Origin of the sequence: Geomicrobium sp. JCM 19055, assembly GCF_000698185.1 — a bacterium.
GTDB classification, from domain to species: Bacteria; Bacillota; Bacilli; order Bacillales; family Marinococcaceae; genus Geomicrobium_A; species Geomicrobium_A sediminis.
The window spans coordinates 23624-47739 of sequence record NZ_BAXL01000013.1 but is presented as its reverse complement, the minus strand read 5'-3'; the positions used below and the strand labels follow the sequence as shown (position 1 = coordinate 47739).

Annotated in this window: 25 protein-coding genes and 4 pseudogenes; 19 read left to right on the top strand and 10 right to left on the bottom strand. The window is 35.4% G+C overall.

The window, feature by feature from the left end; all coding sequences use genetic code 11:
- The first annotated feature begins 1214 nt into the window (after positions 1-1214).
- From JCM19055_RS12350 to JCM19055_RS27400, 4 genes are all read left to right on the top strand, one after another.
- Complete coding sequence (locus JCM19055_RS12350; RefSeq protein WP_042359940.1) at positions 1215-1568, top strand: DUF4260 domain-containing protein; 354 nt, start codon at positions 1215-1217, stop codon at positions 1566-1568.
- An 803-nt stretch (positions 1569-2371) separates the two neighbouring features.
- Positions 2372-2581, top strand: coding sequence for a type II toxin-antitoxin system death-on-curing family toxin (locus JCM19055_RS12345; RefSeq protein ID WP_081833664.1), 210 nt, complete (start codon positions 2372-2374; stop codon positions 2579-2581).
- A gap of 186 nt (positions 2582-2767) precedes the next feature.
- On the top strand, positions 2768-3067 hold the full coding sequence (locus JCM19055_RS12340) for a hypothetical protein (protein ID WP_042359939.1): 300 nt from the start codon (positions 2768-2770) through the stop codon (positions 3065-3067).
- A 481-nt stretch (positions 3068-3548) separates the two neighbouring features.
- Entirely contained in the window at positions 3549-3689 is a 141-nt protein-coding gene (locus tag JCM19055_RS27400; RefSeq protein WP_193745416.1) for a hypothetical protein, read from the top strand.
- A 435-nt stretch (positions 3690-4124) separates the two neighbouring features.
- On the opposite strand, the gene JCM19055_RS12335 is transcribed toward JCM19055_RS27400, so the two are convergent.
- The 3 genes from JCM19055_RS12335 to JCM19055_RS12325 all read right to left on the bottom strand — a co-directional run bounded on the left by JCM19055_RS12335 (position 4125) and on the right by JCM19055_RS12325 (position 5830).
- A complete protein-coding gene (locus JCM19055_RS12335) occupies positions 4125-4913 on the bottom strand; it encodes a type II CAAX endopeptidase family protein (RefSeq protein WP_042359938.1) in 789 nt (262 codons plus the stop codon).
- A 113-nt stretch (positions 4914-5026) separates the two neighbouring features.
- Positions 5027-5377: a hypothetical protein gene (locus JCM19055_RS12330; protein WP_042359937.1), complete on the bottom strand. Its 351-nt coding sequence runs from the start codon at positions 5375-5377 to the stop codon at positions 5027-5029.
- 156 nt (positions 5378-5533) lie between these two features.
- A complete protein-coding gene (locus tag JCM19055_RS12325) occupies positions 5534-5830 on the bottom strand; it encodes a MerR family transcriptional regulator (protein WP_042359936.1) in 297 nt (98 codons plus the stop codon).
- 287 nt (positions 5831-6117) lie between these two features.
- On the opposite strand from JCM19055_RS12325, the gene JCM19055_RS27395 reads away from it, so the two are divergent.
- On the top strand, positions 6118-6288 hold the full coding sequence (locus JCM19055_RS27395; RefSeq protein WP_193745415.1) for a hypothetical protein: 171 nt from the start codon (positions 6118-6120) through the stop codon (positions 6286-6288).
- A gap of 516 nt (positions 6289-6804) precedes the next feature.
- On the opposite strand, the gene JCM19055_RS12320 is transcribed toward JCM19055_RS27395, so the two are convergent.
- A complete protein-coding gene (locus tag JCM19055_RS12320) occupies positions 6805-7140 on the bottom strand; it encodes a hypothetical protein (RefSeq protein WP_042359935.1) in 336 nt (111 codons plus the stop codon).
- Between the two features lie 676 nt (positions 7141-7816).
- Here JCM19055_RS12320 and JCM19055_RS12315 point away from each other — a divergent pair.
- From JCM19055_RS12315 to JCM19055_RS29570, 12 genes and pseudogenes are all read left to right on the top strand, one after another.
- Positions 7817-8575, top strand: coding sequence for a bifunctional 2-polyprenyl-6-hydroxyphenol methylase/3-demethylubiquinol 3-O-methyltransferase UbiG (locus JCM19055_RS12315; RefSeq protein WP_042359934.1), 759 nt, complete (start codon positions 7817-7819; stop codon positions 8573-8575).
- A 670-nt stretch (positions 8576-9245) separates the two neighbouring features.
- On the top strand, positions 9246-9521 hold the full coding sequence (locus JCM19055_RS31760; protein ID WP_370543110.1) for a TetR/AcrR family transcriptional regulator: 276 nt from the start codon (positions 9246-9248) through the stop codon (positions 9519-9521).
- Between the two features lie 16 nt (positions 9522-9537).
- Positions 9538-9876, top strand: a complete 339-nt coding sequence (locus JCM19055_RS31755; protein WP_370543120.1) for a hypothetical protein — start codon at positions 9538-9540, stop codon at positions 9874-9876.
- 5 nt (positions 9877-9881) lie between these two features.
- A pseudogene (locus JCM19055_RS12305) lies at positions 9882-10423 on the top strand (GNAT family N-acetyltransferase).
- Positions 10424-11262: 839 nt separating this feature from the next.
- On the top strand, positions 11263-11670 hold the full coding sequence (locus JCM19055_RS12300) for a hypothetical protein (RefSeq protein ID WP_042359933.1): 408 nt from the start codon (positions 11263-11265) through the stop codon (positions 11668-11670).
- 26 nt (positions 11671-11696) lie between these two features.
- Positions 11697-11912 carry a hypothetical protein gene (locus tag JCM19055_RS12295; protein WP_152549866.1) on the top strand — a complete coding sequence of 72 codons (216 nt, stop codon included), beginning with the start codon at positions 11697-11699 and terminating at the stop codon, positions 11910-11912.
- Positions 11905-12405, top strand: coding sequence for a RadC family protein (locus tag JCM19055_RS25500; protein ID WP_081833663.1), 501 nt, complete (start codon positions 11905-11907; stop codon positions 12403-12405). The genes JCM19055_RS12295 and JCM19055_RS25500 overlap by 8 nt, the downstream gene beginning before the upstream one ends.
- Positions 12406-12503: 98 nt before the next feature.
- The gene (locus JCM19055_RS12285) at positions 12504-12743 is read left to right on the top strand and encodes a hypothetical protein (RefSeq protein WP_152549865.1); all 240 of its coding nucleotides are present in this window, start codon (positions 12504-12506) and stop codon (positions 12741-12743) included.
- Positions 12744-12919: 176 nt separating this feature from the next.
- Positions 12920-13174: an ArdC-like ssDNA-binding domain-containing protein gene (locus JCM19055_RS12280; protein WP_042359930.1), complete on the top strand. Its 255-nt coding sequence runs from the start codon at positions 12920-12922 to the stop codon at positions 13172-13174.
- Positions 13175-13335: 161 nt separating this feature from the next.
- Positions 13336-13635 (top strand): hypothetical protein, encoded by a 300-nt coding sequence (locus tag JCM19055_RS12275; RefSeq protein WP_042359929.1) that lies wholly within the window; start codon positions 13336-13338, stop codon positions 13633-13635.
- A 367-nt stretch (positions 13636-14002) separates the two neighbouring features.
- Positions 14003-14134, top strand: a complete 132-nt coding sequence (locus tag JCM19055_RS29575; RefSeq protein ID WP_265182096.1) for a hypothetical protein — start codon at positions 14003-14005, stop codon at positions 14132-14134.
- A 336-nt stretch (positions 14135-14470) separates the two neighbouring features.
- Positions 14471-14901, top strand: a pseudogene (locus JCM19055_RS29570) (transposase); the annotation flags it as partial.
- 543 nt (positions 14902-15444) lie between these two features.
- Here JCM19055_RS29570 and JCM19055_RS12265 read toward each other — a convergent pair.
- Positions 15445-15738 (bottom strand): annotated as a pseudogene (locus JCM19055_RS12265) (manganese catalase family protein); the annotation flags it as partial.
- Positions 15739-15924: 186 nt separating this feature from the next.
- Here JCM19055_RS12265 and JCM19055_RS31750 point away from each other — a divergent pair.
- Together JCM19055_RS31750 and JCM19055_RS12260 are read left to right on the top strand one after the other, a co-directional pair.
- Positions 15925-16074, top strand: coding sequence for a zinc ribbon domain-containing protein (locus JCM19055_RS31750; RefSeq protein ID WP_370543119.1), 150 nt, complete (start codon positions 15925-15927; stop codon positions 16072-16074).
- Positions 16075-16259: 185 nt separating this feature from the next.
- Positions 16260-16514 (top strand): hypothetical protein, encoded by a 255-nt coding sequence (locus JCM19055_RS12260; RefSeq protein ID WP_042359927.1) that lies wholly within the window; start codon positions 16260-16262, stop codon positions 16512-16514.
- Positions 16515-16739: 225 nt separating this feature from the next.
- Here JCM19055_RS12260 and JCM19055_RS12255 read toward each other — a convergent pair whose 3' ends face one another.
- The 5 genes and pseudogenes from JCM19055_RS12255 to JCM19055_RS12245 all read right to left on the bottom strand — a co-directional run bounded on the left by JCM19055_RS12255 (position 16740) and on the right by JCM19055_RS12245 (position 24104).
- Complete coding sequence (locus JCM19055_RS12255; RefSeq protein WP_052366285.1) at positions 16740-17801, bottom strand: serine hydrolase; 1062 nt, start codon at positions 17799-17801, stop codon at positions 16740-16742.
- Between the two features lie 258 nt (positions 17802-18059).
- Positions 18060-18218 (bottom strand): hypothetical protein, encoded by a 159-nt coding sequence (locus JCM19055_RS27390; RefSeq protein WP_193745413.1) that lies wholly within the window; start codon positions 18216-18218, stop codon positions 18060-18062.
- Between the two features lie 1044 nt (positions 18219-19262).
- Complete coding sequence (locus JCM19055_RS29565) at positions 19263-19427, bottom strand: hypothetical protein (RefSeq protein WP_265182095.1); 165 nt, start codon at positions 19425-19427, stop codon at positions 19263-19265.
- 499 nt (positions 19428-19926) lie between these two features.
- The gene (locus tag JCM19055_RS12250; protein WP_042359926.1) at positions 19927-20427 is read right to left on the bottom strand and encodes a hypothetical protein; all 501 of its coding nucleotides are present in this window, start codon (positions 20425-20427) and stop codon (positions 19927-19929) included.
- A pseudogene (locus JCM19055_RS12245) lies at positions 20420-24104 on the bottom strand (multicopper oxidase domain-containing protein). Before JCM19055_RS12245 ends, JCM19055_RS12250 begins: the two are co-directional and overlap by 8 nt.
- Between the last annotated feature and the right edge of the window lie 12 nt (positions 24105-24116).

Sequence of the window (24116 nt, the reverse complement as noted above, 5' to 3'; positions counted from 1 at the left end):
AAGAGTTATTTATAGAAGGTTAAAAGGTAAGGTAATTAGCTGTACAATAAAAAAAGTGGAGGAATTTTGAGCTTCTAGTCTCAGCGAGAGGACACTTCCTCCTAATCGCATTAGCATAATAAATGTTAAAGGCACGTTCAAAAGAACGTGCCCGCAGATTTGATACAGGTTCATGGACGAACCTTAGTAATATGATGCCCAAATTGCATCAACATATACCATTTAATCATAAAAAAATTTATGGACATAGAGGGAGGATAATAATAATTTTGAAGTAGAATCATTGGTCCGCTAGTGGTTCAAACATTAGAAGTCTTGGATTTGTAGATCTGGTCCTTTATTTGTTTAAATAAAGAAAACACGCCAAGGAGTCAAGGCGTGCTAACTGGATATCATAACCTAGGGATTATCTCGTGAGAGACGTTTGTAGTGTATGGAATAATTAATAATGTATGCAAAGGGATTTAACTTTCTTTCATCAGTCATATTAATTTAAACCCTATGCAAGAAGTTCTGAGCTTAAAAGTTCATAAGCAGAATTATGGTTAGAGTACTACCTAAATTTATTTTTTTTCTTTCTCAGAAATATCTAACTTTTAAAGAGACATCAGGTCAAAAGAGTTAGTTTTTTTATTAAACAACGTGGAGGTTAATATGTCGATACTATTATGGTCTGTCGTCTTAATACCGATTATTATCGGTATTATATTTGGTGTAAAAAAATAGTAAAAAGGATACTGAGAATTGAGTGGTATATAGAAAAGGAAGCGACACTAAGGATTATGCATATAAGGAGTTGTAGGGACCTTTTAATACTCTGGATAAGTCCTCGGTGAATAATTATCGATTAAAAGGAATCGGATCACATTAAAATTATAAATGTATTCGCTTTAATTAGCCTCTACGGGGAACCATATAATTAGTTAAATGGGAATGAGCCTGTTTCAACCAACGGAGCTTCTTCTAGCACAAAGGTTTTCGAATAAATCATCTTTGAATGGCGTTATGAAGGTAATCAATTGCAAAAAAATCGGGTGACAAAATGCGGGAGCTCGGATCCAGGAACTTTACTAAGGTATTAGTATAAGCAAACGTAAATGAAGCTGTGAAGGGAAGGTGAATGCCCGATTCATAAGTCAGTTTTTTTAATGAATATTCTGTGATAAATGTTGATCCGTATGACCGATAGTCTGCAGAATTAGGAGGATTTCAAAATGAAAAATACTATTCTTTTACGCATTGAGGGGGGAGTTACTTTTTTATTCAGTGTCTATTTTTACTTCTTTATTCTACAATTTAGTTGGATTATCTTTGTCATATTATTGTTAATACCTGATTTGTCAATGCTTGGGTATTTGAAGAATAATAAGGTTGGTTCGGTATGGTATAACTTATTCCATACTTATAGCATGCCAATGTTAATTATAGTTTTTAGTGTAATGGTTAATAGTCAATCCTTTTTAATGATAGGCCTAATTTGGGTTGCTCATATCGGTATGGATAGAATGTTTGGTTATGGATTGAAATATCCGACAAAGTTTCAAGATACTCATTTGAATCGTATTTAATAAAAGGTCATCAATATACGGATGTGAGTATGAAACAACAGCTTGCCGAAATTTCACCAAACATTTTATGTAGATCAGGCGGTTTTGCATTATCTGGGTACTTTATTCTGTAGCGTAGAGTTTGATTTTGATACCTAACGTATTGGCAACCCTTAGAAGTCGATATAACATAATTCTGTAGCTAAAGATTCGTTAAGGTGAATGTGTTAAAAATGATCTTTACCTACATCCTTTCCCTCCCCCTTTTTTTAGGCGCAGGGAAGAAATGAAAAATGTATGCACGAAGCGTACTAATTCGGCAACACTAAAACATAAGCAAGAAAATATTTAAATACAAGAGTATACAAACAAAAACCTTGAAGTGTTTTTACGTGCGCTTTTTTTGGCTATAGATAATAAATTGGAAGGAGAAGAAGAGGTGAAAGATTAAAAGAGAATGAGAGGCACATATCAAAAACATACAGACGCAACATTAAGAGGGCAATGACTATTGTTCTCATTTTGTTGCAACAAAAAGGGGTTATAAGAAAATATTTACAGATATAGGTCAATCAATAACGTATCATTTCGCATAATAGACGTAAGCAGTTCAATTGTCGGTGCCATCAGTAAATTGACTGAACAGAATGTATCTGGCCCCTGCCATTGAAGGGAAGTATATCTCAAGAGTCTTGATGAGTATGAAGTTAAATTGCTATGGGATATTGCATGTAAATACATGTTCGATGCGTGTTGGGAACGGTTGCAGTGAAACGGATGTTTTTGGGAATTAAGCTTATCCTACATTATATATTATATCTTAAATGTGCGGCACTTTTCATTCGTTGATTAAAAACCATGCGTTTCACAATGCGAATAAACGTACAGCTTTTTTGGCATTATTGCGTATGCTGCAATTGATTAAACGAACGTTGGTAGCCTCTAACGATGAGGTTGTTAATTTTACAGTAGAAATCGCAGAAAATGATGATAAAACTGTCGATATGGAAAAGCATATCTTGTATATAGCGTAGTGGATTCAGATGCATTTTAGACAAGATGATCAATAAGTATCATCTTGTTTTTTCTTTATATCTAGTAGAAAAAGAAATAAGACAGCGGGCACACAGAGGGGTTATCATAAGGCATTATTTGCATGATTTTAAGAGATACAAGGTCAATAAATAATGTGATACAATCAATAAAATGGAGGGGTTAGTATGGATGGCCAGAAAATTCTGGACGCTATATTTGAATTGAAGAATGACGTTAATAAAAGGTTTGAGAGCTTAGATAAAAGGTTTGATATGGTCGATTCTCAATTTGGAGAGGTCCTAAACCGTCTTGATCGAATTGAGCAAGCTCAACAAGACGAAGTTGTCGCGTTCTTAAAGAACGTAAATAAGAAGATAAACCATCAAATCGATATATATAATGAATTAAAAATTGATACAGAGCTGTATTATAATAAATTGAATGATATGGAACGAAGGTTATATAGATTAGAAAGGAAAGCTTAATGTTCATAGGTTGTTTTGATTATTTGATTGAAATGAGAATGATATATACGAAAGGCACTACAAAACCAAGTTTAAGGTTTTGTAGTGCCTTTTTGTTAATAACCGACATTCATAGGACAAATTAGTCGGCAATACGATAAATACTAAGATTATTTTTGTTGGGGGTACATAATGACTGAGATATCATTGAGTAATTATTTGAACTCATCAAATGAGTGGATTTTCCATGTTCCTTACTTTGATTAATACTGTTGCTCAACTAACGGTTCATATAACGGCATAAAGCAAATATTCTAGCCACAATGAAAAGATTAAACAAAAAGAACTGATGAACTAAAAAAAGGACAAGAAGCATTTTAATTTCTTCGGTGAAATGCAGACAGATAATGAGTACTCATCTGGAAGTGTATTACATTGAACCACTTTACTACAGAAGAATTAAGCAGTCAGTGATACAATGAAGACAACCGGAGGGATTAATATGGATCAAGAACTTCAACAAACATTGCTAGCATTGCAGGATAGCATCAATGATATAAATAAAAAGATGGAAGAAGGATTTAGTACTGTAGGAAAAAGTTTTTCAGATGTGAGCAAGAAATTAGAAAAAAATCGATTCTAGGTTAGAAAGAATCGAACAAGGTGATCATGAAGATGTAGTTGGTTTCTTAAAAAAACATTGATAAGAAACTCATTCGTACTAATGATGACGTAACTTACCTCGCTCAAAAAGTTGGCCAACATGATATGGAGCTAAATAGACTGAGTAATAACTAGAGGGCAAAAGCCCTCTTTTTTATAGTCCAAATTCATAGTTAAGAAACTCATAATTTTAATCTTTAAGGTATGATGTAGTTGTCCCAATGGAAGTATGGTTTGCTAGAACCTTTAAGACTTGAATGTCTAAACTACCATGATATCAAAAATCGTTGACCTTGGTAAAAATGAGCTTAACGATCTGAAATGTTAGATTTGTCAAGCCAATCTAACATGCTATTTTACCACAAAAAGACAGTTGTTTTTATTCTAAGTAAAAGCTGTATTAACTCTATGATGATTATGTCTTTTGTTTACTTGTGTACAAGCAGTCTCTATAGTTAATGATTATTAAAATTATAGCAACCAGTACATATAATAAAGATGTAACCATTAATACATTAAGTGCGTCTCCCACTTGAATGGCGATCGTATAATTAAATAGTTGATGGATCGTGATCGGAATTAAGAGATTATTATTTAAATTAAAAAAGGCAGTTATCATAATTGATATGGCTATAATACCTACTAAGAATAAGACGATATACTGCAACAATTGCAGTCCTGAATATCCCGACATAAACCATAAAGGGCTATGCCATAACCCCCAAACAATCCCAACTATACATGCAGAGCGTAAAGGGGAATAGATCACCTGTAGCTCCTTAAGAACATATCCTCTCCATCCTAATTCTTCACCAAGCGGTCCTAGTATTAAATTATAGCCAAATAGCATAAGTAAAATTGGCCAAGAAACAATAACTTGGTCATAAACAGAAATATCCCATAGAACATGTATAACTAAGAAAACACAAATTAAAACAGTTAATTGAATGAATAACACACTTAACAGGGTAGATATTTTTATTCTTTGATTAAATTGTTTTCGTACAAATGTCCATAACTTTTCTTGAGGGTAAATCTTTCGAAACATCATAACAAAAACAAAAGTTGACGTCCAAGATGAAAGCATAATTAATAGATCAACAATCATATGTGACTCTAGTAAAAACATCATTAATCCTATAAAAAGAAGAATAATATAGAACATAACATACGTGCTAATGATGTATTGCTTAACATTTTTCATAAATTGATATATCCTCCATAATTTATAAAAAGCCAGTGCAGTCGCTTCTTACAATCCCGTTGGCTTTAAGATTAAACTATGGTGTTCCCCCCAGGTCAAAGATAAAATGCTTTTTATTCAACCGGTATGAATATTTCTAAATATGCTTTCTCATCATGATCTCTATAAGTAATTAGACGAGTTTTTATAAAAGCAATACCTTTTGATTTAAGCCCCCGTGTCTTCCCCCATTCTAAAGTTGACTCAAACAGCTTTTGATTAATAACTTCCTCATCACGTTGATACCTATTATCTTCTATAATTGTATAGATGCAGTTATCATAATGTATGTATTGTTCAGTTTCATCTTTTTGCTTCATCGAATACTGATCGATAATATACATCTTAGAATCCAAGAGACCATTTTGATTAAAAGTAAATTTCCTTATGATCTTGCTGAGAATATCATCTTTTACTAAATCCATACTTTCTAATATAACAGGGTATTCTAGAAAGGAGTAGAAATCGGAGAACTCACCTATAAGATTGCATGTTGGAAATTTCTTTATTGAGTAATTATTTAGATGATAATTTAAGTCCCTACAAAAAGTCTTTGTTTCTTTTAATTTTTCTAGTATAAATTATTCACGAGAGATTTTTCTTTCTAATTCTTCCATCTTCATCTCTAGTAACGATTCTAATTCTTCAATTTCAATCCCTTGCTGAAGGGTTTTAATTTCTTTTAAAGACAAGTTTCTTTTCTTATAAAAGTCAGTAACGAGTAGTCTATAAATATCTTTATCCGTATACTGTCTATAGTTATTCTGTTCATTATGTCTAGGGTTTAAAATGCCTTGTTTTTCATAATACCTAAGTGCATCTCTAGAGACATCAATCATTTCTAACAAATCACTAGTTTTATAGATTATTCCTTTCAATTCCTATTACCTCCATGAAAAATTATTTTTGTAATTGTACTATCAGTTCTTTATCCAAAGGACCTTTGATAACTGTTTGATATGTTTCTTTTTATACTATTATTCACGTAACCTTGAATTCTCGCTAACGCTTTCAACTTCGAAGCATCTATTATAGCAATGCGATAGAAGAAAACACGTTTAGGTTAAATAAGACAAAGCCATATTAGAGGATGGGATTACCATTGGTGGGGAGAAGTCTCTGATAGAACACCTAGAAGTCATTAACCATCGAGGTGCAATTCTGTATGTGGAGAATATCACAAAAAAATCAAATTACAGAGCTAGACATTCGAAGTATACACAAAATCATCTTGCGAGGCGTTCATGAGAGTGCAGAGTCTTATCAGATTGAAGTGGTTTTGTTTCAAGGGGCTTCACATAGAGTCACACCTTCGATTCTGAATATCCAATTGTAAGAGTAGCCATGTGACACAGCAAATCCGTTAATGTGCATCCTTTTTTTAAATGATAATGGCCGTACTGGCTCTTGATCATGAATCTAGAATTAATGCGCTATGGGTATCTGCCGATCGTTATTGAAGTCGAATCGCGACAAGATTATTATGATGCTTTAGATATAGTAGGTGTAAAATCGGACTTCAGCAAAATTTTTGAATATATTACGGTGTGAGAAGTTCGAGCTTTGGAAACGTACCTTGACTATGCGGGTTAGAGAATCCTCAATTGAAACTTAGAGGTGCTGAGATCATACTTTTACAAAGTAATGTCTCTTTCTTTCTTAGTTAAAAATTCCATTACTAATATATAGGAAATTATGTCACGGGCAAACGGCAACTACTAAGTACCATAGTTTCCGAAAATTAATAACCTCGTAGGGCTTCTCAGGGATTCGCTGTTCATGCTCATTCATTTACTTCATTACATAAGAAAAAGCCCTACAGTAGCTTTTAGGGCTTTGCATTTATATTGTCTTAGTATTGTTGGTCTCCTTTAATGAAAACTCCTTTATCATGGTGGTACAGACTTTCGGCTTTTTCATAGACGGGCTGTGCGTATTCAACTTCATCCAAAATAACTATGTCTTCCTTATCTATTACAGTCCAGATTTCATCATTAGCTTTAAAGAGTCCGTCTAAATCAACTATAGTTTTTACCATAACCCTGTGTGTGCGATCTATAGTTTTTATTTCAAGAATTGTATTCTTTCTTGTAGACATGATATTTAAAAGGTTCAAGACCCCTTTAGCGAATTCATCAGTATTCGTAGTACCTTGTATTACATATTCAAAGCCAGGATATTGTTTCACTTAATTATTCCCCTTTTTGTTGTTACTAGTAATCCCCTTAGATTAATTTAATAAGCATTAATCTGTAGTTACTTTTATGTTTCTTACACTATATATTATATCATTTATCATATTTGAAGTATTTTAATATAAATAGAAGCGGTAATGGAATCTAAGCTTGTGATCGTTCATCGACATCATAATTCCATTAAAGCTTGCGAACAGTTGTTGAGCGCTTATTCGGATCGTCCGAAGTGTCAGTGATGTACAAGCAGCCTATAGCGGTCAAAAAGATGTTTGAAAAAGGCTAGCGAAATAACAATAAATTGTTGTTTTGCCTCGTAGATTAGGTAAAGGTTTAAAGCAAGGAGACTCTAAATGATCGGAACTGTTTAAAGATGAGTACTAGTAGATATTAGTGAATATATGTTCCAAGAAGGGTTATGGTTAGGACTATTTGATAGAACAAACAGTACAAAAAAAACACCTAAATATATAGCTAATTTAATAAGGCTTTTTAGTATATAATTAATATTATATAAAATTGAAAGCGAGTGATTTATTATGATAGTCAGTTCATTAAGTTCATTAAGTTCATTAAGTTCATTAAGTTCATTAAGTTCATTAATTAAAATTGAGGTACGGAAGGATTAGTAAATATTAATACCCTCCGTACAATAAATGGAGGAAGCATTTTATGTTTAGTTATTATGGTAAACTTAGTACGGAGCTTTATGATTTTACAAAACCAGTGGGTTGTTCCATAGATGGCGATATTGAATATTATCAAGAACGATTGAAAACCTGTCGAGGGAGAATTTTAGAAGCAGCGGTTGGCTCAGGTCGGTTTATGATTCCATTTCTTGAAGCAGGATATACAGTTGATGGAATTGATTATTCTCCTGAAATGTTACATTCTTGCCGTACACGTTGTGAAAACCGAGGGTTAAATTCGAATTTATATCAGGGTAATTTAAAAGATTTTTCTTTGCCATTGCAATATGAAGCCATTATTATCCCTACTGGTTCGTTTTGTTTAATTGAGAATCGAGAAGACTCTTTAAACGCGTTGAAATGTTTTTATAAACATCTTGTTTCAGGAGGGCGTTTAATTGTGGATCTACAATTACCTCATGGTTGGAGACTAGGGGATAGATCTACTTCAAATTTTATTCTACCAAATGGTGATGGGATTACGATGGAAAGCAAGCCAATTGAAATGGATTGGCTTAATCAAATAACTATCTCCTATATAAAATATGAGAAGTGGCGAAACGGTAAACTAATTGATACCGAATTGCAAAGGTTTGCAATGCGTTGGTTCGGTATTGAAGAGTTCAAACTCATTTTGGAGGATATTGGTTTTTCTGATATCACATGTTCGGCTGATTATAATTATAATCAGCAACCATCTAATGCGAGTCAAATTATGACATTTGAAGCTATACGAGAGTAATTATTCAAGAAACTATAGATTGAAACATTAAACTATGATTTATTTGATTTAACAGTGAAATTCGCGCTCGATTGTTTAATATCAACAATAGAATAACTAACAGAAGTAACAAAAAGCTCAATTTCTCTATATTAATATTTAGGGAAATTGAGCTTTTTAATTTGGAAATTCCTTAACGTTGTAAATCCACATTTTCCTGACGGTACCTCAAGTACTACAAAAGTCGCTTAGAGACGAAAAGAAGATCTTCTACGGTCTTTTTTTGTATTTCTCGACGATATTTTTAAAATCTTCTTCATCTAATTCAAGTTCATAAGGCTTACCATACTAATCAACGCCACGTATCTTTTTTTTGGGTAATCGAGAAATAGTGTGGAAACCCATTTTATTTAATTAAAAGTGTATTTAAGTGCTATTTCGGATTATCCTGTAGAAGCACAATAGAATTTTTGAAACTGAAAAACGACTAAATTACATTACAAAACCCCAGTTGTTTTGCGTTTTGCTCATTTTAACACACCGATTATGAATGAAGCCCCCACCTTAATTATAAAAAAAATATACACAAAAATTGAAACTATACACTAATGTCGTTATAATTTATACTGTAAAAAGACATTAGTGTATAGTTTGTTGTTTGTCTCTTATCAATTATTATGGAGGTGGCTTTATGGCACCTAAAGTTAGCGAAGAATATAAAAAGCAGAGAAAAAAAAAATTAGTAGAAATAGCTAAGAAAGTTTTTATCAAGAAAGGGTTTGTTCACACATCTATGCAAGATATTATGGATAAAGCTGGAATCTCAAGAGGTACATTGTATAGTTACTTTGATAATATTGAGGACGTTTTTCTCGAAGTCTTAAAATATGATGATCAAAAAGACATTCAATATTTTGTTCCGTCTGATGAAGGTTCAATATGGCTACAATTAAAAAAATTGGGTTGAAGAACAGCAATTATATATTGAGAGAATTGACCAAACATTACTCTATGCAAGGGCGGAATTCTTTTTGTCATCTAATTACGCAAATGATAAAGGTAATTTTTCTTACATTTCTGAACGCTACAATCGAATTATTGAAGCTATAGAAGAAGTATTATATGAAGGTAAACGTAAAGGCGAATTTAGACCTCAACAATCTACTCGTTCTATTGCACGGTATCTTATATCATTTATAGACGGCTTGATGTTAGACACGTTTCAACTGGGACATGAACAAACAAAAGTAAAGGAGCAATTCTCTGTTTTACTTTTCACTTTAGAAATATTAATTAATCCAAAATGCGCAAATGAGGAGTGATTGTTATGCTGTTTGAATCGTCAAGAGTGAGATTAAGAAAGATGACAAAGGAAGATACAGAACTTTATAATAAGTGGCGAAATGATTTGGAAGTTATGCATTCCACCAACCCATCTTTGGATGTTTATCCTATGGAAGCGACTAAAGAATTTGTCGATCATGTTATTCTGGGATCGCCTACAGCCAAAAGCTATATCATGGTTGAAAAAGGGAAGGAAATACCAATTGGCATTGTTTCGTTAATCAATATAGATTATAAAAATAGAAATGCTGAATTTATTATTGATATTGGGGAAAAGGAATATTGGGGGAAAGGCTATGGTCCAGAGGGCTTGAAATTACTGTTGGATTATGTTTTTTTTACGAAATGAACCTCCATCGAATTTCCCTTAAAGTATTTTCATTTAATAATAGAGCTATTCGTTTGTACACTAAAATTGGTTTTCAGGAGGAAGGAAATAGTAGGCAAAGTCTATTTAGAAATGGTGAATGGCATGACATCATTCATATGGGAATTCTACAAGATGAATATTTGAGAAACAAGTAAAGGCATATATAATTATCCCGCCATAATAGTGAGGAACAACGTTCGAAAAAAATTGGGTGCTTTATCAGCAGGAGATATTCAACTATTTCACTTACACCTATCACTATCACAAACGCCTATACAGAGTCATTAAATCGCCTAAGGGACTTGATTGTCAGGTTTGCTCTCTAGAATAATAAAGCTTTACATAGTCATTGGCTTTATTTTTAATTCTACATGCTTTGAATAACGTCTACGATGTTTAAGATAAAGCTCATTGGTTTGGGCCAAGTGAATCGCGTATAGCTGTCAAATTAGCACCTTGTTCAATACCGTGCCGTATAATGACGACAGTATGGCGGTGCTTGGATCTGTGCGTGACCGAACGAAATTAAAAGATGCTTCGTAGATCAAGTAGGGTGTATTCTTCAAAATGATCCCCAAAAAACCTCTTTTCATTTTTACACATTAATTTAGTGAAAAAGTCTTGCTAATAAATTGGGAAATTTGTTAAGCTTAACGTGATAAAAATAATCTTTACCTATGACCCTTTTCGTCCCCCTTTATAGGCGCAGGGAAGAAATGAAAAATGTATGCAGAAAGCGTACTAATTCCGCAACACTAAAACATAAGCAAGAAAATATTAAAATACAAGAGCGTACGAAAAAAACATTCCTTGGAGTGCTATTTTTCGTGCGCTTTTTTTATGTCTATAGATAGCAAAATGAAAGGAGAAGAAGAGAAGAAAGACGAAAACAGACTAAAAAAACACGTATCAAAAAAAATATAGAGACGCAACATCAAGAGGGCAATGACTATTGTTCTCTTTTTTGTTGCGCCAAAAAGGGAGTATAAGACAAATGATTAAGAATGTAGGTCCAACAATAACGTATCATGCCTCGTTTATGGATATGTATATCCCAAAGGTTACGTATCATTACGCATCGATGGACTTAAGCATTTCAATTATCGAAGCCATCAGTCAATGTACTGAAGAAAATGTACCTGGTGTTTCTGCAATTGAAGTGGAAGTGTATTCCAAAAGCCTAGATGAGTATGAAATTAAAGTGTTATGGGATATTGCATGTAAAGATTTATTAGGCGCGTGTTGGGTGATGTTGCAGCGACTATTCAATGGAAGTGAAGCATCATGCATTTACTTCGTTTCGCTGCTAGAAACGATTGAATACACGGATATTGAACGCAAATACAAGAACAAGAAAACACTATTCGAGCTATTAAATAGTAGTGCAGAAAATGAAAAGTGAATAAGAGCTGTTGCGAAATTGTTCTATTGAATAAGCATAAGACATACGTAGGTCAACTTCTTAAAGAGGATCAAAAAGCCATTAATAACGCTCTTGTAAAAACGCTGTTCGAGTCGGGATTGCGTGGAGAGGAATTAAAACAAGCGGTTCAAGATGGAATGGGTTCAAGAGTATGTGACTTAGCAGATACGATCAATGTAGATGTAGTTGTAGAAAAAGTAAAGGATGATAAAAATGAATAAAGTCTATGAAATACTGAAAATTAAGCAATTTGTAAAAGAAGTTGAATATAACTTTGATATTCTTAATAATCCAGAAACCGCTGCTAAAATTGCAACGATGACGATTGGTGATTCAGATCGTGAAGAGCTATTAGTTTTGTGTTTAAATACAAAAAATAAAATTGTGGCAATCCATTCCGTATCGGTTGGAATAATTAATCAAAGTATTGCACACCCCGCAACTATTTTTAAAACAGCAATTCTAAATAATGCTGCATCAATTATTTTGGCCCATAACCATCCAAGTTATGATGTAACGCCATCTGAAGAGGATATAGACTTTACAGATCGTGTAGTAGAAGCCGGAAAGCTAATCGGTATTCCTGTTTTAGATCACATTATTGTGAATGGTGTAGGTGGTTATTACAGCATTAAGGAAGGTCTAACACAATCGACGTATATCGATCCAAAAGAAGAAGTGAAGTTTGATTTAATCATAGCGGAATCATTCTAATATAAGCCTTCCCTCTGGCATAGTAGAGCGGCGCATCATTGGCCGTTCGGGTCATGATGTGGAAAGGATCACGTATGAAAAATAATGAGAAGCACGTGATGTTGGTTGGTGATTTTTCTGATCATTATTATATTAAGTCAATTTCAGCCAATATTATTACACGGAAAGTTCGGAATCAAGACGGAATTCTAATTGAAGAAAACTGCAAAGAATACTTCGTTAATCGATGGAAAGACAATGGTTGTGTATGGAAATTAGTGGCGAAAGATTTCGATGAAGTCATTCCAAAAGTAAAAGAACATTTCAACTTAAAGTACATTTGGGAAATTATAAACTAGCCTTCCCCTCTGGCGTAAACGAGGCGGCACATTCTAAATGCCGCTTCGGTGGCCAGAGTGTGAAAGGAAAAAAATAGATGAAAAAGAAACGAATAACAACGATAGAAATTGTACATTCTCTAGTCGAAATTATCTTAGAACGATTAAAAAAAGGGGGACATACCTTGGCGTAAACCTTGAACAGTTCCCGACGCTACAATCGCATCTCGATGAAGCGTTATCGTGGCTTCAACCAGTTGCTTCTTGGGGGCGGTGAGTGGGCGACGTTCAAGCAGATCAAAGACGAAGGTGGCACGATCAAAAAGGGGTCAAAAGCAATGAAGATTCTCATCTACAAGCCAATCACAATTAAAGATGATGAGAGTCAAGACGAAAGTGAAGGAAAAAAACGAAAAGCAGATCCCAATGGTAAAGACCGCGAATGTATTTAACATTCATCAGGTCAAAGGGTTGGAACCTAAACGTGTGGTCGTTCATCGACATCATAATGCCATTGACGCTTGCGAACAGTTGTTGAACGCTTATTCGGATTGTCCAGAAGTGATCAGCGGTAAAAAATAATGTGATACAATCGATAAAATGGAGGGGGTAGATGGATGGTCAGAAAATTCTAGACGCTATATTTGAACTGAAGAATGACGTTAATAAAAGGTTTGAGAGTATAGATAAAAGGTTTGATATGGTCAATTCTCAATTTGGAGAGGTTCTAAACCGTCTTGATCGAATTGAGCAAGCGCAAGAAGAAGAAGTTGTCGCGTTCTTAAAGAACGTAAATAAGAATATAAACCATCAAATCGATATATATAATGAACTAAAAATTGATACAGAGCTGTATTATAATAAATTAAATGACATGGAACGAAGGCTATACAGATTAGAAAGAAAAGCTTAATGTGCATTAATCACTGATTGGAAAATTGAAAAACAAAAGGCAGCCGTTAAAGGTTGTCTTTTGTTTTTTAGCAATATTAATTTCACATACCGAACTTTTATTTAAAAAAAGAAAAGCTCGAAACAACAATAAATTGTTGTTTTTCATCGCTAAACTAGCAAAGAGTAGTCTTTGCAGCTATGATGGAGCACAAGCTTCTTTCTATTGTCTACAAATTTTGGTTTCTTGGTTAGATTGACATCTTTTTGGTTATACCATTCATATACTAATGTATATACTTTTGAATATATAAATTTTATATGAGGTGATATAATCATGAAAAATCAAGGAAGTAAAAGAGATAAATCTGTACAAGGGAGGAAAATCGATGACTACAAAGATGCACCCGTATGGTGGAAGTCATGCTCTCACGGTCCATGCTTATGTAAAAAAAGCACTTAACCTTGATGAGAGTACAGAATTGGAAATCGAATTAAAAGAAGGAGGTTTTTTTCGTTAAACCAATTAATAAACAAGAAACAGGTGTAGATCAAGAGTTTCTAGATTTTCTAGAGCAATCGGGTGAAACGTATGGTGATGCTATAAGGGATTAGTCGATCGAAAATGAATAATGTTTCGGAAATAGATGTGAAGTGCATCAATACATACATCATAACCAAGTACTCACCTGGAGAAGAAATTGGAATTAAAGAATATCGCTAGCACTTCACACGCAAAACGGTCAAAATCGAAACACAGTCTAACTTCGACGAATTGGATGAGGCGGTTACGCAAGATTTGGAGTAACACGGAGAAAAGCCGTTAGCCAAAAAGGAAAAGGAGAAATGGAAAACCGTCCGTAAAAGGACGCATCCCAAAGTGGAAGTATACGTATGATCCAAAAGCCAATACGTACATATGTCCAAAACTTTGACGTATTCACCACACATCGAGAAGGGTATCGTCAGTGCAAATTCCAATCCGGAAGATTGTAAAACGTATCCACTTCTTTCAAACTGTAAACAGTCACAAAATCACAAGAAAGTGCTGACGCGACATGTGTGGGAAGAAAGCAAAGAACGTGTGCGAATGAATCGACTTTCGGAGGAAGGGAAAGCGATCTATCGTAGCGAAGGTTTAAAATTGAGCGAAGCTTTGTGGATTTAAAACAACTCCATGGGCTTCGCAATTTTCGTTTGCGCCGTTTGGAAGGGGCCTCGGAACAAGGTACTCATGACGGCTACGGTGCAGAACATCAAGAAGATTGCGATGCACCTCTCCAGACAGCAGGAGAGGCTGTTTTCATGTTCACTTTGTTCACCTTTAAAAATCGTGATTAAATATTTTAATTGACCACAAGAGAAATCCTTGGTTCACGCAAACCAAGGATTTCTCGACAACCTGAAGGTATAGCTAATAAAGTGCTATACCTTTTTGAATTATTTATTGCTTACCTAAATACTTGGGGACTTTCATTATTGTTTCATATTAGATTAGCTTCAAGATTTCTTTTTCTACATATCTTAAATTTTTTTATCTTTTTTTTCTGTTAGTTCTCTGCATGGAATTTCTTGAGTTAACAAATGCAATGTTAAATTGATTTCTTTTAAATATTGTTCGTACTTTACCTTATGTTCAGAGTTTTTACAACAAGAAAAAAGCTTGATTCATTTCTGTAGTTGCTACTATGTAGAGTTTTTGTATATTTGATTTTTGTTTTTCTCCTAATGGATAAACTTTATTTGAAATAATATATCTAAATATTCAATTAAACTAACCATATAATATTGTGTCAATACCTCATTAACATTTCTATAGCACAAATCCAAATTAAGATTCTCTTTTCGTCATAGCGTTATTGTTATTAGTACGAGGTGTATTGTAAATTTTAGGAGGAGCTGGTTTTAGAATTGGTTCTTCTCCGTAAATAACTGGATCATTTTTATAATGAAATGTTCCTCTTCCATCAGGCGCTTTTCCACGTGCCCAGGGACCAGTTGAACTTTCTTCTCCCTCAGAAAAATTATAGAAATCATAAGCAACTGCTTCCAATTCATTTTCTCTCGGAAAAGTAGTTGGTACTACAATATCTCTTTCTTTCTCTTCTAATTCTTGAATTGCTGCTAACGTTCTGGTTGAGATTTCACAAATGGCGATCAAGCGATTCAACAGTCATATATTGAGAAAATCTAAACTGGGGTACAGCGCTCATCAAAAATCACGATGTCGTCTGTATCGAAGATTTGAATACCAAGGGAATGGTACGGGAAAGCACTTATCAAAATCAGTTAATGGTATCCGTCGAGTCAAATCGGTTCTCATTGCGGACATCAATCAGGAAAGAAGCCACTTGAAATCAGAGATTGGACGTATTCGGCTTGCCAAAACCACCACGATAGAGATATTAATGCCAGCAAGAATACTTTAGTTGAAGGATTAAGAGCACATGTAACAGCCTAAAATCAAGAACCAATGGAATTGACGGGGATAGCTTGGTTAAAAAGAGAAACCGCTGTTGGCAAAGAAATATTTCAACAAGAACACTCTGTTCCAAAGAATCCCCATTTTAATCTGACCGTATGAATGATAAGTGGAGGTAGTTCAAGGAAGAGTATATTCCATAGTTCACGTATCATTACGTATCAATGAACGTAAGCATTTCCATCGTAGATGAGATTAGTCAATCTACTGAGGAGAATGCACCTGGCGTTTCTGCAATTGAAGTGGAGATGTATTTCAAGAGCCTTGAAGAGTATAAAGTTATAATGTTATGGGATATTGCATGTACAGACTTAATAGGCTCTTGTTGGAAATGCTGCAACGACTATTTACCGAGAGTGAAGCATACTGTATTTACTTCATTCATGTTACAAACCATTGAATGCTCAGATGTAGAATGATAGTATAAAGGGTTATACTAAAACTCTTCAATTAGTCAATTATTTCTAGTTTTGATTGCCTCTTCAGCTCCCATAAGTTTTGAAAGCAATTAAATTGTCGTTTGGTTTTTTTTATTCTTCAACAACGGCATGTTAATTTCACCCATTTTCGTTAAAAAAAACAGGATAACCATTTCATAAAACTTCATTGTAATTTCTTAAATCTGAAACTGGTTTAATACATATTTACGTATTCCCTCTTATAAATAGTTGCAAAACTGCTAATATTGTTCTAATAAAGACAGATGTGACGAGTAGAATTACAATATACGGATCAATGAACCATAAAATCATTACCGAAATCTTGCTCAAAAGAAACGCTCCACTCACTAAAACAATGGACACGAGCACTTTTGATAAAAGACCTTTCTTATTTGAATACTTAGTAATTATTAACTCTTTCTTAATAAAAGCAGGAACTAAATTAAATATGACACTTATTGACCAACATAAAATCAATATTGAGAGAGCATACACCGTCGGCATTACAGTATGTCTTAATTGATCAAACTGACGTTCGATTCCAAAGTTTGTATAGTACCAAGCACTAACTAATTCATTTAACAAACAAGTACCGTTATTTCCATTCGTTAAAATAATAAGCCCATTTCCTGTTTTTGGTTCCATCGAAAAGTGTGCCTTCCAACCGTTATTACTTCCATCATGTGTAACAATTATACTGTTATTTGCGTGATTAATAAAATGACCTAATGCCGCCTTATCATTAATAAAGCTTTCAAAACCTCTAACTTCTAAAATAGGACTAAACATCTCTTGAATCGTGTCAGCTTCTAAAATCCCCGATCTGTGAAAGCTATTGATTTCAGCAATGATAAACTTATTCATGTCTTCTATCGTTGTATAAAGCCCGGCCGCTGCTTTCTCGATAAATATGTAGTTTGGTAACAACTGTAGTTTTAGATCGTAAGCTTTTGCTGTCTTATCTTGGAGATGATCATCCCATTGAAAACTACTATTTTCCATTCCTAACGGTGCAAGAACAACTTCATTTAGATAGGAATGAAAGTCTTCTCCTGTTACTTCTTCAATCATGAGTTGCAGTAAGTTATAACCACCACCTGAATAGCTATACCGTGCTCCTGGTTCATGTTCTAATTCAACAGGTTTTGAACCACTACTAATCCCACTAAGTGATTGCTCTAAAGTAGGCAGCTGTGTATTGGACTCGTAGCCAGAATAACCACCACCGACAGATAGCCCTGATGTATGACTTAATACCCCCCGCACTTTCTAGTTAGATCGTTATGATTCAAGGAAAATGGAATAGTAGTGATGATTGCTAATATAAGAAAAATGATGGATTTTCTTTTCATATTAACCTCCAAATTTAACAATATATAAATATCTTTTTACTATTTTTCAAACTTACCTTGTAAATTTCAAAAATGTCACAATTCGTTTATCATTTGTATTTTGTTCAAAGGGCTAGAATAAGAGCATAATAAAATACCCGTAACTAGAAGAAAGCTACGGGGAAATTACTAATTATCCATTCGTACCATTTTCCTCTGGTGTTGTTTCTTCTTCACCATATGGGTAACGATTGATTAAATTATTGTTAATTATAATCGAGCCACACCCATGATCCTTTTTAGGATATGGTTTTTTTCGTTTTGGGTGAAACAAATGATGATGCTCACTCATTTTTTGACACCTCCTATCCTTGATACACACATTTTATTGCGACTCTTCATTTGACCTATATTTTAAGCCCAAACATTCAAAAGCCTTTTGAATATATATATAATGTACTCACCTCCAATCAACCGAGCAATACTCCCTTGCTCGGTTGAAAATCATAGATATTTGGAGAAAGGGAGGTGTGTGTCTTTTTATTATATTGATTTAATAATAATCAGCCAACAAAAATAGTCTCTAGATTTATTAACTGGAGAATCATGAATTTATTAAGAAACATTCTTATTAATAAAACTTGAATAAGTTATAAAATATTCTTCAATTTGAATAAACAGAACAAGAGAACTGCTAATAATAACTTCTGTAGTTTATTTAGCAGTTTTCTTGTTTGAAAATTTGACAATACTTCACTATAAATTATTTTATCTTAGTCTTTTTTAAGTTGTGAGTGTTAATTATCTGCCGCAACATTTACGACAAAAGCAATGGCGCGAATAACCACAGAAATCAAAGCACCTATGGTTTTTTAAGCATCTATGATTAGAAGTGCAACGGCTTCGATGAAAATGTTGCTTATCACAATGGTTCCATTTGTGATGATCAAAATGAGTTTTTTTTGCAACCGTAGTTGTTGTCCTTGTTACAGCCACAATCATTAAAGTAACTCAATTGGTACCCCTCCTTTTCCTGAGATACTATATTGTATTTTTAAAACGTATATATGCATCGGCTCTTGACTTATAAATGTTTTTATAGTAGATGTATTAAATTTACTTTTAACAAAAAGTGGGCTGTTACATACAATGTGTTACCAAAGTAAGGAGGAGAAGAAGGTATGTCGAAGGGAGATATAAATATGCAGTTAAAAGAATTAAAAGAAAAAAACAAGTCTCGAATGTCATCATACATTCATTAGGGGAAAGATTTGCGATGCAGGTATCGATTTTGTAGATATCTTAAAGGATGATTGCACGGTCATTACGATATTGAGAGATTCTATCCGAAAAATTAAATGGCTAGATGACTGTCACCCGTTTGATCATCATAATCCTATTTCACGTAATCAAAACAGGAGATGTCGATACCACCACCTTCTTGGCGTAGACCCACCTTCAGACGCTTCGCATAGCAAAGGATGTCACCATCATTGTTGTAGTGATCATGGTCGCGGGCATGACTGCTGCTGTGATGATCATGGGGACGGACATCATTCATGTGATTTTACATGCCTGCAAGATTTTGCGATCCCAGTGTGTGATCACAGAACTCAGTTACGCATGGCCGGACTTACAGGTGGCTTAAGCTTTCAATTTCTTCGAAATAGAGGATGTGAAGTAATTATCGAATGTGCTTGAGCTTAAAAGAAATCATTATGATTATGTAAAAAACCTGCATAGGAAAATATGCAGGTTTTAAATGATAATGAAACAAATCTCTTCAATTTTAATATCTAGGATCTCGCTTTCGTATTCCACTTGGATAGCATCTTCTTCAGCATTGATCAAACAGCCGTTTATTGTCTGTATGTTTTCATGTGCCTCACGGGCAGCTTCTTTATTTTCCTCTTCAAGGGCGACTTGTATATCGCATCCAATGAACCTAACTAAGAAAAGACCTAGTGAGATACCAAAGAATAAGTTAATGAGTGATGGATTACCTGAGACGACTTTTCCAAAGTGAAGAACGAGGTCACGTCGAAGTTGTTGATCAATGTTTAATAATGCGGGTTCATGGTGACCACGATTGTTATCATGATCGTGATCAAGATCATGATCAATCGAGCAAATTTTTTTGAATCGGGATGATAATTTTTTTCATCGAAGTTGTTGAGAATGATAAAATCCTTGCCTGCGTCTTTGAATCCCCCGAGGAACTTTTTCTCTTGTTCTCCGCATTTAACGTGAATACGAACAAATCTCTTTCTAAGATGCTGTAATCGCATCCGTAATTGCGTATGACTTTCGTCTTCTTGTACAGCTAATGTCATTAATAAGTCATTAATTTCATGGATACAAGCATCTAACTCCTTGAGCTCCTCCGGGGATAATCCAGAGTTTGGTGAAGAATATCGTGGTGTCGGGATCGCTTCGGGACAATCACAGGGCGAACCAAATCGATCATCTCCTTCAGATGCGGATAAACATACCGGGCAGTGAAAGGCATGTTGATGATTATGGTTTGTAGAATTGTTATGAGAATCATGTACATTACTCATGTTCAACACCCTTTTCCTGAATATCTTTTACTTGCTTTAGAGGCGCCAAACATGGATCTTTTTCTTCCAATACACGTAAGATTCCCCACAAGCCAAGCTCAATGTCCCAACGAATATTCCCTGAACGGTACATATAGTCCCCAGGAATAGATAACAAGCCGCCTGCACCATAAAATAGTTCAAAATCCGCTGCGCTTCCTACTGTGTTTTGACCACGAATAGAGATAACAGATGAATTAATATCTTCTTTACTACGTTGCCACTTGTGTCCATGGATTGTAAATGAGTGGGCTCTAGGTTTGTCAGCAGGAAATACGAAACGCACTGTTGTTGGATCACCAGGATAGGCGAGAAATATAGGTGTTGACGGATCTCCATGTACGTCGGAGCTAAATACACTAGAGATATCAATATTTTTTTCTGAGTCGGTTTCTAAAACGTTCTGCACGATAATTAAACCCTCTTGATCCTTGGTCCTCTGTATCTTCAAGACCCTGCTCTGAGGAAAATAATACCGGTTCAGGATCAATAATTAAATTTCCATTTGTATCTAAAAGGCGAACTCCATCATGCATTACTAATACAAACTCTCGATATTCCCCTAAAATTGGATTGGAAATAATCATTTGACTTCCCGTATTAGAAGGCTTCCGTGTTATTGGATCTAAATAGACAGAACCTTTAGGCTCAGCAATGAAAATACCAAATGCCCCGTGGTGACGATGGTTTCTTACGTCGGCCATATCCCACAGATTGCAAGACCCTACGTTCGTGTCCACATACCAACGATAGGTGATGCTTTCGCCGGGACCAATTGTTTGATCAGGGTTAAACCCTACGGTCGCCCCATCAGACCCATTAACATCATAAGTTAGTAATTGTGGGTGCATGGAGATTCGTAATGATGGTGGAAACGGTGCTTCGACGGGAACTAATGGATACCCGTGAACTAGATGGCTATGGAATTTCGGATCAAGTTTGTTGTGTAGTGTAACCTCGATACACTCTCCAACATTACCACGAAGAATGAGCGGCTCAGGATTAATTTTCCCTCTTCGAATCGCTTTTTCATTCTCGGCGAGAGCAAAGACAATACCAAATGGATCATGATCACCGTAATTGTTATAGACGATATCAGTTTGTAAAGCAACGACTTCGTACTTACGTATGGGGGCACTAACAGGAGCTGGCTCCCCTGGATTAGTAGCAGGAGGTGGATTGTCATATGTTGGGCAATTGATTAATTCTTTATGTCGTTTAGGAGGTGGAATTCGATCTGGTAGTGGTAAAATTTCTGGGTGTTCCTCATGATAAGATGAAATAATCCCCCAGTTCCCTAACCATAGGTCGTCAATTGAGCCAAAATGATATAACATATCGAAGTCGCCGTCACCTTCGATCGCAAATTCCATAGTGAAATGTTCAGAAATTCCAATGTGCTCTTGTTGAGTGAGCTCGGAATCCAAATCACGTCGTTCGCGGTTCCAACGCTGCCGATGTAAATTAAAGCTGTGCGATTCTTCCTGTGCCCCTTGAAACAGGCGTATACGTACTGGGTCTCCGTTGTATGTTCCTAACATGGGCGTTACTGGATCTCCGTGAAGATAGGAACTGAATACATAAGCTGGATCGCAATCAGGCTTGGCTAATCGAAATTGCAGGGGTTCATTTTTATAGTTAATCCCCATTACACCCGGATCTTCATGAGAACCTGGAAAGGGTGGTGGATTTAGTGGGCAGCCGTCTTTATCAAAGAGGAAAGCAAAGTCTTGCACAAATATGCTCATTTCTCGGTAGTCTGGAGTTAGAGGATTAACTATCATCGCTTGTGTTCCAGATTCAATGTCTTTCCCTGTTTTCATATCTAAATATCTAGAACCCTTTGATTGAATGTTAATCCCACCGAATACTCCATGTGGTTGGTGAGCATTCGCAAATAAATGATCGTGAAAAAATGTCCCTTTTAATTCAACATCGGCATACCATTGATAACGAATGGTCTCACCAGGAAGAACTCCCGAATCATAATTCCATCCAACATTTGCCCCATCGGATACCAAGGGATCAAATTTCACAAAATGAATGTGTAGTCCAGCTTCGTAAGTTCGTTCGACTAGTTGAAACGCGTTCCCACCCAAAGTTTCGGGCAACTTATTTGTGAATTTTACGTGTATACATTCTCCCTGGTTCGCACGAATGATGAGGGGTTCGGGTACCTTTCTACCTGCAACAATATCTTCTTCATCTTCAGCTAAAACAAACATTCTTCCTTCAGGGTCGTGCCAACCTTCTTTGTTGTAAATAATTGGTCGTTGAATAGCTACCACATGAAACTCTCTTACGGGCGTAATGTCTGCAATACAGGGATTTGTAAATACAGCCCCTGGCTGTGCATTAGTTGTAAATTGGTTAATTTCAAGCGTCGTTGATTCTCTTCCTCCAATAATTCCTAACGGTGGACGCGGGGCTTTACAGCCATTGATTCCTGGAATAAAATTCGGAAATCCGGGAAGTTCCGGTGTCGGTTTTGGTGGGGAGGGACGGTCAGGTAAAGGATTTAAAGCCTTGATGGGCACTCCATTGGGATAACATTGGCTCCCGTCCTGTAATGTGTTAAAAATTCGATTCATTCCCCACATGCCTTCATGAAAGTGAGGATAAAGGTGACAATGAATGATGATATCGCCAATAGCCCCTTGTAAGCTTCCTGCCCCATATAAAGGTGAAACTGTATATGAATTCTGTGGGGATATTGCTTGTGAATCAATGATTTCTGAATCCTGATCCTGCATTTCAAAAAGCCATTGGTGCACATGATAATGAAAGACATGCGTTTCTTGCACACCACCATGAATTAATCGGATTTTAACAGGATCCCCAACATAGGCACGAAGAATCGGTGTCGCAGGGTCCCCAAATGGCCATGAATCATGATGAACTTCTTCACCTGAACAATCTGGACACACGACTCCTTCGTGGATTAATTTCATTCGGTTTCGCATCGGTTCAGAACGATAATTTACTGAATGTACTGCCTCAGGTTGTAATGTGTGCGTACTGATAGGGGTGTTTCCCGTTAAATCATCCACCTCCATCTCATCATGAAAAAACCATGCATATTCTCGAAATGAAGGGAGTATTGGGTGATGAATATCTGCATAAAGCCCGCTGTTCATAAACTTCCCTGTAACTGGATCAGTCCATGTAGAGCCTTTCGGTTGGACGATTAATGCCCCGAATAAGCCGTGCACGTTGCTTCCAAGTTCACTGGATAAAGAATTTCCTAAGTCTGTAAAAATGTTAATGCCTTGTTGAGATACACTCCAGCGATAGATTTGCTGTCCGCCTGGGGGACAAGGTGGCGCTGTAGAATCTTTATTACAACCTACAAAAGCTCCGTCAGAAGTTTGAATGTTATATTCAACGTTTTGAATATGCATTGATGTATCAAAGGCTAACTGGTTTTCAAATACTATTTCAATATCATCACCTGAGTTGGCTCGAATAACTAGAGGTTCAACAAGGTTTACTGGTTCAAATGGATGTTTCGCCACCAATGCCCTAACCTTTTTTTCGTTTTCTTTTAAAACGTATATCATCCCGTTTGGATCGTGATCACCAAAGTTGTTGAGGACAATTCGAATCGGTATAGCAACAACATGAAATTTTCTCAGCAAATTAGTTCTCCT

Bases quoted from the DNA above. Each gene is read 5' to 3' on its own strand.
- JCM19055_RS12260 (WP_042359927.1), top strand. From the start codon at position 16,260: ATGAACGTAAGCATTTCCATCGTAGATGAGATTAGTCAATCTACTGAG.
- JCM19055_RS12275 (WP_042359929.1), top strand. From the start codon at position 13,336: ATGGATGGTCAGAAAATTCTAGACGCTATATTTGAACTGAAGAATGAC.
- JCM19055_RS12345 (WP_081833664.1), top strand. From the start codon at position 2,372: ATGTGCGGCACTTTTCATTCGTTGATTAAAAACCATGCGTTTCACAAT.
- JCM19055_RS27400 (WP_193745416.1), top strand. From the start codon at position 3,549: ATGGATCAAGAACTTCAACAAACATTGCTAGCATTGCAGGATAGCATC.
- JCM19055_RS29565 (WP_265182095.1), bottom strand. From the start codon at position 19,427: ATGAATGATGTCCGTCCCCATGATCATCACAGCAGCAGTCATGCCCGC.
- JCM19055_RS12330 (WP_042359937.1), bottom strand. From the start codon at position 5,377: ATGGATTTAGTAAAAGATGATATTCTCAGCAAGATCATAAGGAAATTT.
- JCM19055_RS12285 (WP_152549865.1), top strand. From the start codon at position 12,504: ATGTTGGTTGGTGATTTTTCTGATCATTATTATATTAAGTCAATTTCA.
- JCM19055_RS31760 (WP_370543110.1), top strand. From the start codon at position 9,246: ATGGCACCTAAAGTTAGCGAAGAATATAAAAAGCAGAGAAAAAAAAAA.
- JCM19055_RS25500 (WP_081833663.1), top strand. From the start codon at position 11,905: ATGAATAAAGTCTATGAAATACTGAAAATTAAGCAATTTGTAAAAGAA.
- JCM19055_RS27390 (WP_193745413.1), bottom strand. From the start codon at position 18,218: ATGAGTGAGCATCATCATTTGTTTCACCCAAAACGAAAAAAACCATAT.
- JCM19055_RS12335 (WP_042359938.1), bottom strand. From the start codon at position 4,913: ATGAAAAATGTTAAGCAATACATCATTAGCACGTATGTTATGTTCTAT.
- JCM19055_RS12300 (WP_042359933.1), top strand. From the start codon at position 11,263: ATGATTAAGAATGTAGGTCCAACAATAACGTATCATGCCTCGTTTATG.
- JCM19055_RS12340 (WP_042359939.1), top strand. From the start codon at position 2,768: ATGGATGGCCAGAAAATTCTGGACGCTATATTTGAATTGAAGAATGAC.
- JCM19055_RS12315 (WP_042359934.1), top strand. From the start codon at position 7,817: ATGTTTAGTTATTATGGTAAACTTAGTACGGAGCTTTATGATTTTACA.
- JCM19055_RS12350 (WP_042359940.1), top strand. From the start codon at position 1,215: ATGAAAAATACTATTCTTTTACGCATTGAGGGGGGAGTTACTTTTTTA.
- JCM19055_RS27395 (WP_193745415.1), top strand. From the start codon at position 6,118: ATGTGGAGAATATCACAAAAAAATCAAATTACAGAGCTAGACATTCGA.
- JCM19055_RS12250 (WP_042359926.1), bottom strand. From the start codon at position 20,427: ATGAGTAATGTACATGATTCTCATAACAATTCTACAAACCATAATCAT.
- JCM19055_RS29575 (WP_265182096.1), top strand. From the start codon at position 14,003: ATGACTACAAAGATGCACCCGTATGGTGGAAGTCATGCTCTCACGGTC.